Here is a 7,234-nt window from a genome sequence, read left to right as displayed (position 1 = left end):
GCCGCGGCAGAGCCGCCGCACGATGTCCGCGGTGTCGGTGAGGACGGCGTTGGTCACCGGCGGCAGACCGACGGCCTTCCACGTCGCCGCGACCGAGCGGCCGACGCCGAGCACGAACCGCCCGCCGGTGAGCGCCTGGGCGGTCATCGCGGTGGAGGCGAGGGTCAACGGGTGCCGGACGCCGAAGTGCGTGATCCCGGACGCGATGCGGACCCGCTCGGTGGCCTGTCCCATCGCGCCGACCAGCACGCCGAGGTCCTTCGTGCCCCAGCGCTCGCTCAGCCACACCGTGCCCAGCCCGAGGTGCTCGGCCGTGCGGGCCTGGCCCACGGCGGCGGCGGGATCGGGGACCCGCCCGGGCAGGACGTAGGCGCCGAGCCGGGGCAGGGGTGTTCCGGGAGTCTTCACCCGCCTATTCTGACAGTGTGTCTCCGATGTTGGCCACCCTTCGGCCGCGTCGGCGGCACCCGGACCGAGGTGAGGTGGGCGGACCATGACGGTGGCCACGCGGCGCGAGGCGGCGGACACGGCGGAGCGGCTGCGCGGATGGCTGGCGGGGCGGATCGGCGAGGTCGCGGGCGGCGCGACCGACCTCGTCGTCGCGAACCTGGAGCTGCCGGACGCCGGGTTCAGCAACGAGACGGCCTTCTGCGAGGTGGGGTGGACCGGGGCGGGGGGCCGGGAGCACCGCGACTACGTGCTGCGCATCCAGCCGACGGCCCACCAGCTGTTCGTCGAGCCGGACGCGCTGTTCCAGGCCCGCATGATGCGGACGCTCGCGGCCGCCTCCGACCTGCCGGTCCCGCGCGTGCCGTTCGTGGAGTCGGACCCCGCGGTGTTCGGGGCGCCCTTCTACGTGATGGAACGGGTCCCGGGCCGCATCCCGCCGGACGTGCCGAGCTATCACCGGCGCGGGTGGGTCGTGGCCCTCGACGAGGCCGACCGCGGCCGGATGTACGACAACGGGCTCGCCGCCCTGGCCCGGCTGCACGCGGTGGACCACCGCGGCGCCTTCGACTTCCTGGCGCCGGGCGGGGACCCGCTGGCTGCCTACCTGGACCGCCTCACGGAGTGGTTCCGCTGGGCCGAGCCGGACGTGGTGCACGACGCGGACGTGGTGCGGGCGGGGCTCGCGCACGTGCGCGCCGCCCGGCCCGCGCCCGAGGGGGAGGGGCTGGTCTGGGGGGACGCGCGCGTCGGGAACATGATCTTCGACGACCGGCTCGGGGTCGCCGCGATGCTGGACTGGGAGGGCGCGACGGTCGGGCCGCCCGGGATCGACCTCGGGTGGTGGCTGGTCTTCGAGGACTACCTCTGCGAGGCACAGGGCAAGCCGCGGCTCGCCGGGGTCCCGGGTCGGGAGGCCACGATCGCCCGCTACGAGGAGCTGGCGGGGCGCGGTGTGCCCGCCGTCGGCTACTACGAGGTCCTGGCGGCGCTGGTGCTGTCGTTGATCACCAGCAGGCTGAGCAGGCTGCTGGTCGAGAGCGGGCTGGCCGCGGAGGTCGCCGTCGAGTACACGACGCGGGTCACCGGAATGCTCCGGCAGCGTCTCGAGCGGGAGTCGGCGTGAACGATCTGACGGTGAGTCCGCGAGGTGTCCGGTGACGACCGCGCTCGTGGTGAGCGAGTGCCAGCAGGGTGTCCTCGATCCCGCCCTCGCGTTCCTGCCCGGGTTGGCCGAACAGGCCGCCGAGACCGGCATCGTGTCGCGCATCGCCGTGCTGGCGGCGGCCTTCCGCGAGGCGGGCCTGCCGGTGGTGCACTGCCACATCGCGCACCGCCCGGACCTGGCCGGGATGCGGGCGAACTCGCTGCTCGGCGCCCTCGCGCTCAAGCACCGCAGCATGATCGCCGGCACCCCGGCCGTCGAGACCCCGCCGGAGCTGCGGCCCGCGCCGGAGGACCACGTGAGCAGCCGGTCCCTGGGGCTGACGCCGTTCTACGGGACCGACCTCGACGCCGTGCTCCGGCTGCGCGGCGTCGAGACGGTCGTGCTGACCGGCGTGTCGACCGACGTCGCGGTGCCGGGCCTCGCCATGGAGGCCGTCAACCGCGGCTACGCGGTGCAGGTCGCGGCGGACTGCGTGGCGGGCTCGTCCGCGGAGAACCAGGCCTTCGCACTGGCGAACCAGCTGCGGGTCCTGGCCCGGATCACCGACTCGGCCCGGGTGCTGGCCGCGCTCTCCTGAACACGGGTGCGCCCCGGACCGGCGGTGGGGGTCCGGGGCGCGGTACCGGGGATCAGCTGCCGAGCCGCAGGCCGGGGATGCGGGTGCGGAACACGTCGGTGGCCAGCCGGGCGCCGAGCTTCTCGGCGTCCCAGCGGGTGCCGCCGTTGGAGATCGTGGCGCCGCGGCTCCACCCGTCCATCAGCGTGATCTCCTCGCCGATGGCCCGGATCACCTGGCCGCTGACGTGCCCGGCCTGCGGGCTCGCCAGCCAGGCGACGACGGGGCAGCACAGCGAGGGGTCCTTCGGGTCGAACTCGTCCTCCGGCCGCTCGTCGGGCTCGAGGGCCTTGCGGTCGCCGCCCAGGGTGGCCGACAGCCGGGTCACCCCGCCGGGGCTGATCGCGTTGACGGTCACGCCGATCCCGGCGAGCTCCAGGCTGAGGGTCTGGGTGAGCCCCACGATCGCGGCCTTGGCCGTGCCGTAGTTCGTCTGCCCGAAGTTGCCGAGCAGCCCGGCGCCCGAGGTGGTGTTCACGATCCGGCCGTACACGCTGCCGCCGCCCGCCTTGGCCTCCGACCGCCACCGGGTGGCCGCCGCCCGGCTGACCAGCCAGGTGCCGCGGACGTGCACGCGCATCACCAGGTCGAAGTCCGCCGCGCTCATGTTCCAGATCGCGCGGTCGCGCACGATGCCGGCGTTGTTGACGACGATGTCGAGCCTGCCGAGGTCGTCGACCGCCCGCCCGACCAGCTCCTCGACCTGCTGCTCGTCGCCCACGTCGCTGTAGTCCGCCACGGCCTTGCCGCCGCGCGCGCCGATCAGGTCGACGACGGCGTCGGCGTCTCGGCCGGAGCCCTCGCCGTTCACCGAGGTGCCGAGGTCGTTGACCACGACCGTGGCACCGTGCTTGGCCAGCTCCAGCGCGTGGCCGCGGCCGATGCCGTGGCCCGCGCCCGTGACGAGGGCGGTCTTGCCTTCCAACAGGCCGGTCATGCGGGGTCTCCTTCGGGGTCGGCCGGCCGGAACACGGTCGCGGTCAGCTCGTCGGTGAGCGGGGTGGGCACCGCCTGCAGCGGCATGCCGATGCGCAGGTCCTCGGGCGCGCAGTCGACGACGTTCGTCATGAGTCGCGGGCCCTCGGCGAGCTCGACGACGGCGGCCACGTACGGCAGCCGCTCGGCGAAGGGCGCGAGGTCGTTCACGAAGACGGTGGAGTGGGTGTAGAGCGTGGCGCGCCCACTCACCTGCTCGGGCGACACCGCACCGCTCCAGCAGTGCGGGCAGAAGGGCCGCGGGTAGTGGTGCACCCGGCCGCAGTCGGCGCACCGGGCGACCAGCAGCCTGCCCTCCCGCGCGGCCGCCCAGTAGGCGTCGGTGTCGGCGTCGGGGGTGGGGATGTCGCTGCGGGGCTTGGCGGGGGTGGTCATGGCGGCCTCCTCTAGTGCCCGCGGTACTGGGGGTCGCGGCGCTCGACGAACGCGCGCACGCCCTCGCCGGAGTCGTGGGCGTGCGACTGCAGCTCCTGGGCCATCGCCTCGGCGAGGTAGGCGCCCGCGCGGTCGGTGTCCGGCGAGGCGTTGAGCAGCTTCTTCGTGAAGCCGATCGCGCTGGTCGGCGCCACCGCGAGTCGCGCGACGAAGGCCTCGGCCGCCGCCGCGAGCTCCGCGGCGGGCACGACCCGGTTGACCAGGCCGAGGGCCAGGGCCTCGGCGGCGGGCAGCGCGTCGCCGAAGAACGCCAGCTCCTTGGCCCTCTGCATGCCGATCCGGCGGGGGAGCAGGTAGGCGCCACCGCCGTCCATCACCAGCCCCCGGCGGACGAACGACTCGACGAAGGTCGCCTGTTCGCTCGCGACGACGAGGTCCGCGGCGAAGGCGAGGTGCGCGCCGATCCCGGCGGCCGGGCCCTGCACGACCGCCACCACCGGCTTGCCGCAGTCCAGGAGGGACGCCACCAGCGCCTGGGCGCCGTCCATGATCTTCCGCATGGCGTCGCCGACGCGCTTCTCGCCCCCGTCCGCGCGGCTGCGGGCCAGGGCCTTCACGTCCGCGCCTGAGCAGAAGTGCCTGCCCTCGGCGGCGAGCACGACGACCCGGACCGCGGCGTTCCCGTCCGCGTCCCGCAGCGCGGCGATCACCGCGTCCCGGTCCTCCGGGCGCAGCGCGTTGGCGGCCTCGGGCCGGTTCAGGGTGATCCGCCGGACGCCCGCGGCGTCGGCGACCAGCACCCCGGGCGCGGTCTCGGTCGTGGTCATGCGGTCTCCCGTGTCGAACCCGGACGGGGGGTGAACTCGGCCCGCAGGTGCTTGATGCCGTGCAAGAAGTTGGAGCGGAGGAAGTCCGGCTCGCCGACCGCGCGGATGTCCGGGAGCAGCTCGAACAACACCCGGAAGGCGACCGAGAGCTCCAGGCGGGCGAGCGGGGCGCCCAGGCAGTGGTGCGGCCCGGGGGCGCCGAAGGCCACGTGGGCCTTGGGCTCGCGCTGGATGTCGAAGCGCGTCGGGTCGGTGAAGTGGGACTCGTCCTGGTTGGCCGAGCGGTACCAGAGCACCACCTTGTCGCCCTCGCGGAACTCCTGGTCGCCCAGGGTCACGCCGTCCCGGGTCACGGTGCGGCGCATGTAGAGCACGGGAGAGCCCCAGCGGACCACCTCGTCCACGGCCGCGGCGGTGTGGGTGTCCGGGTCCGCCTGCCACAGCGCTCGCTGCTCGGGGAACCGGGTGAGCGCGATCAGCCCGTGGGACAGCGCGTTGCGGGTGGTCTCGTTGCCCGCCCCGACGAGCAGGATGAAGAACCGCGCCAGCTCCTCGGGGGTCAGGCGCTCGCCCTGGGCGGCGACCAGGGTGGTGATCAGGTCGTCCTTCGGCTCGGCGATCCGTTCCGCGGCCAGCTCGCGCAGCAGGTCGGACAGTGCCTCGCCCGCCTTCCAGACGGCCGCGGCGACCGCGCGCGGGGTCTGGTCCGGGACGTACTCCGGGTCGCTGGCGCCGAGCACGATGTTGGTCTGGTCGAAGATGAACTGCTCGTAGCGCTGCGGGATGCCCATCATCGCGTTGACGATCCGCAGCGGCAGCAGCGCGGCGACCTCGGTGACGAAGTCGCACTCCCCGCGCGCCGCGACCGCCCCGATGATGTCGCGGGCCGCCTGCTCGACGTCGCCGTGCAGCCGCTGCAGCGACTTGTGGGTGAACCCGCGCGAGACGATCCGGCGCAGCCGCTGGTGCTCCGGGTTGTCCATGTCGATGATCGAGCCGCGGTACTCGCGCAGCGAGGGCGGCTGGTCGAAGATCGTGGTGCCCTGACCCGAGCAGAAGTCCTCCGGCCTGCGGCTGACCTCCCACACGTCGTCGTAGGTGGTCAGGGCCCAGAACCCGCCGCCGCGGGGGGCGCCGGCCAGGTCGAGCTCCGGGACGAAGGGGCGGGGGTCCTCGGCGCGCAGCCGGGCGAACAGCGCGTCCCGCTCGGCGACCGGGCGGGTCCACCAGGTCAGGTCGTCGAGGACGTCACCCGGGCTGCGCTCGATCTCGGTGCTGGTCACGGGTCCGCCTCTCAGCCCGCGGCGGGGTACCGGAGCACCCCGCGCAGGAAGTTGCCGGTACGCATGTCGGCGTAGCCGTCGTTGATGTCCTCGAGCGCGTAGGTGCGCGAGACCACGGCGTCGAGGTCGACGAGGCCCGCGGACCAGAGCTCGAGCAGCTTGGGGATGTCGGCGCGCGGGTTCGCGGAGCCGTACAGGGTGCCCACGATCTGCTTCTCGGACAGCGTGAGGTCCATGAAGTTCACCGAGACCTCGCGCTCCGCGGCGGGATGGATGTTCGTGACGACGAGCCTGCCGCGCTTGGCGGTCATCGCCAGTGCCTTGCGGACCAGCTTGCCGTCGCCCCGGCCCATGGTGCAGATGAACTTGTCGACGCCGCGGTCCCAGGTCGCCTCGGCGACGATCCCGGGCGCCTCCTCCCAGCTGGTGGCCACGTGGGTGGCCCCCATGGCCAGCGCCTGGTCCTTCTTGGACACCGCCGGGTCGAGCGCGACGATCACCCGCGCCCCCGCCAGCTTGGCGCCCTGGATCGCCGCCGCCCCGATCCCGCCGACGCCCGCGACGACCACGGTGTCCCCGGGCCGGACGTCCGCGGCGTACACCGCCGACCCCCAGCCGGTGACGAACCCGCAGCCCAGCAGGCAGGCCCGGTCCAACGGGACGGCCGGGTCGATCCGGATGCAGCTGGCCTCGTGGACCACGGTGTGGTGGGCGAACGAGCCGACGAGGCAGGCTGTCGCGATGTCCTGGCCGCGGCCGTGGTGGCGCGCGGTGCCGTCGGCGATCTGGCGGCCGGTGTAGAGCCGGGCCCCGAGGTCGCAGAGGCTCTGGTGCCCGGTGGAGCAGGAGGGACACCGGCCGCACGAGGGCATGAACCCGAAGACCACGTGGTCGCCGGGGCGCACCGAGGTCACCTTGTCGCCCACCGCAGCAACGACGCCCGCGCCCTCGTGGCCGCCGATGCAGGGCAGGTGGAAGGGCATGTCCCCGGTGACGATGTGCTCGTCGGAGTGGCACATCCCCGAGGCGTGCAGCTCGACCTGCACCTCCTCCGGGCCGGGCGGGTCGAGCTCGATGGTCTCGACCGACCAGGGCGCCTCGCGCTCCCAGAGCACCGCTGCCAGCGTCTCCACGACTCTCCTCCTGCTATGCGTTCCGGCTGCTGTGCGTTCCGGCTGCTGTGCGTTCGGCTCAGCGAGCGGCCGGGACGACGATCGACTGGTGCTCGACGAAACCGGTGACGCCCTCGGGGCCGCACTCGCGGCCGGTGCCGGAGCGACCCATCCCGCCGAAGGGGCTGCCGAGGTCCATCGCGGCCGACGAGTTGACGGCCACCGAGCCCGCCCGGAACCGGCCCGCGACCTGCTCGGCGCGCTCGGTGTCGGCGCCCCAGACGCTGCCCGCCAGGCCGTACTCGGTGGAGTTGGCGATCCGGACGGCGTCGTCGACGTCGGCGTAGGGGAGCACCACGGCGACCGGGCCGAAGATCTCCTCGCGGGCGACCGGGGCCGCCGGGTCGACG

Annotated in this window: 9 protein-coding genes; 2 read left to right on the top strand and 7 right to left on the bottom strand. The window is 74.0% G+C overall.

The annotated features are described in order from the left end of the window. Positions 1-408, bottom strand: a 408-nt coding sequence (locus H5J29_RS15210) for an LLM class flavin-dependent oxidoreductase (RefSeq protein ID WP_220187444.1), incomplete at its 3' end; no start/stop codon positions are given. An 85-nt stretch (positions 409-493) separates the two neighbouring features. Here H5J29_RS15210 and H5J29_RS15205 point away from each other — a divergent pair. Both H5J29_RS15205 and H5J29_RS15200 read left to right on the top strand, forming a co-directional pair. After that, positions 494-1,573: a phosphotransferase family protein gene (locus H5J29_RS15205; RefSeq protein WP_181781613.1), complete on the top strand. Its 1,080-nt coding sequence runs from the start codon at positions 494-496 to the stop codon at positions 1,571-1,573. Positions 1,574-1,604: 31 nt separating this feature from the next. Further along, the gene (locus tag H5J29_RS15200) at positions 1,605-2,192 is read left to right on the top strand and encodes a cysteine hydrolase family protein (protein WP_181781612.1); all 588 of its coding nucleotides are present in this window, start codon (positions 1,605-1,607) and stop codon (positions 2,190-2,192) included. Between the two features lie 52 nt (positions 2,193-2,244). Here the strand turns inward: H5J29_RS15200 and H5J29_RS15195 are convergent, their stop codons facing one another. The 6 genes from H5J29_RS15195 to H5J29_RS15170 form a co-directional block, all read right to left on the bottom strand. Next, a complete protein-coding gene (locus tag H5J29_RS15195; RefSeq protein ID WP_181781611.1) occupies positions 2,245-3,168 on the bottom strand; it encodes an SDR family NAD(P)-dependent oxidoreductase in 924 nt (307 codons plus the stop codon). Further along, the gene (locus H5J29_RS15190) at positions 3,165-3,602 is read right to left on the bottom strand and encodes a Zn-ribbon domain-containing OB-fold protein (protein ID WP_181781610.1); all 438 of its coding nucleotides are present in this window, start codon (positions 3,600-3,602) and stop codon (positions 3,165-3,167) included. Before H5J29_RS15190 ends, H5J29_RS15195 begins: the two co-directional genes overlap by 4 nt. Before the next feature lie 11 nt (positions 3,603-3,613). Beyond that, complete coding sequence (locus H5J29_RS15185; protein WP_181781609.1) at positions 3,614-4,429, bottom strand: enoyl-CoA hydratase/isomerase family protein; 816 nt, start codon at positions 4,427-4,429, stop codon at positions 3,614-3,616. After that, on the bottom strand, positions 4,426-5,712 hold the full coding sequence (locus tag H5J29_RS15180) for a cytochrome P450 (protein WP_312858239.1): 1,287 nt from the start codon (positions 5,710-5,712) through the stop codon (positions 4,426-4,428). The genes H5J29_RS15185 and H5J29_RS15180 overlap by 4 nt, the downstream gene beginning before the upstream one ends. 11 nt (positions 5,713-5,723) lie before the next feature. Next, positions 5,724-6,845, bottom strand: coding sequence for an NDMA-dependent alcohol dehydrogenase (locus H5J29_RS15175; protein WP_181781608.1), 1,122 nt, complete (start codon positions 6,843-6,845; stop codon positions 5,724-5,726). Between the two features lie 58 nt (positions 6,846-6,903). Next, positions 6,904-7,234, bottom strand: a 331-nt coding sequence (locus tag H5J29_RS15170; protein ID WP_181781607.1) for an aldehyde dehydrogenase family protein, incomplete at its 5' end; no start/stop codon positions are given.

Origin of the sequence: Pseudonocardia pini, from assembly GCF_013870575.1 — a bacterium.
Lineage (GTDB): Bacteria > Actinomycetota > Actinomycetes > Mycobacteriales > Pseudonocardiaceae > Pseudonocardia > Pseudonocardia pini.
This window is presented reverse-complemented; position numbering and strand designations above follow the sequence as displayed.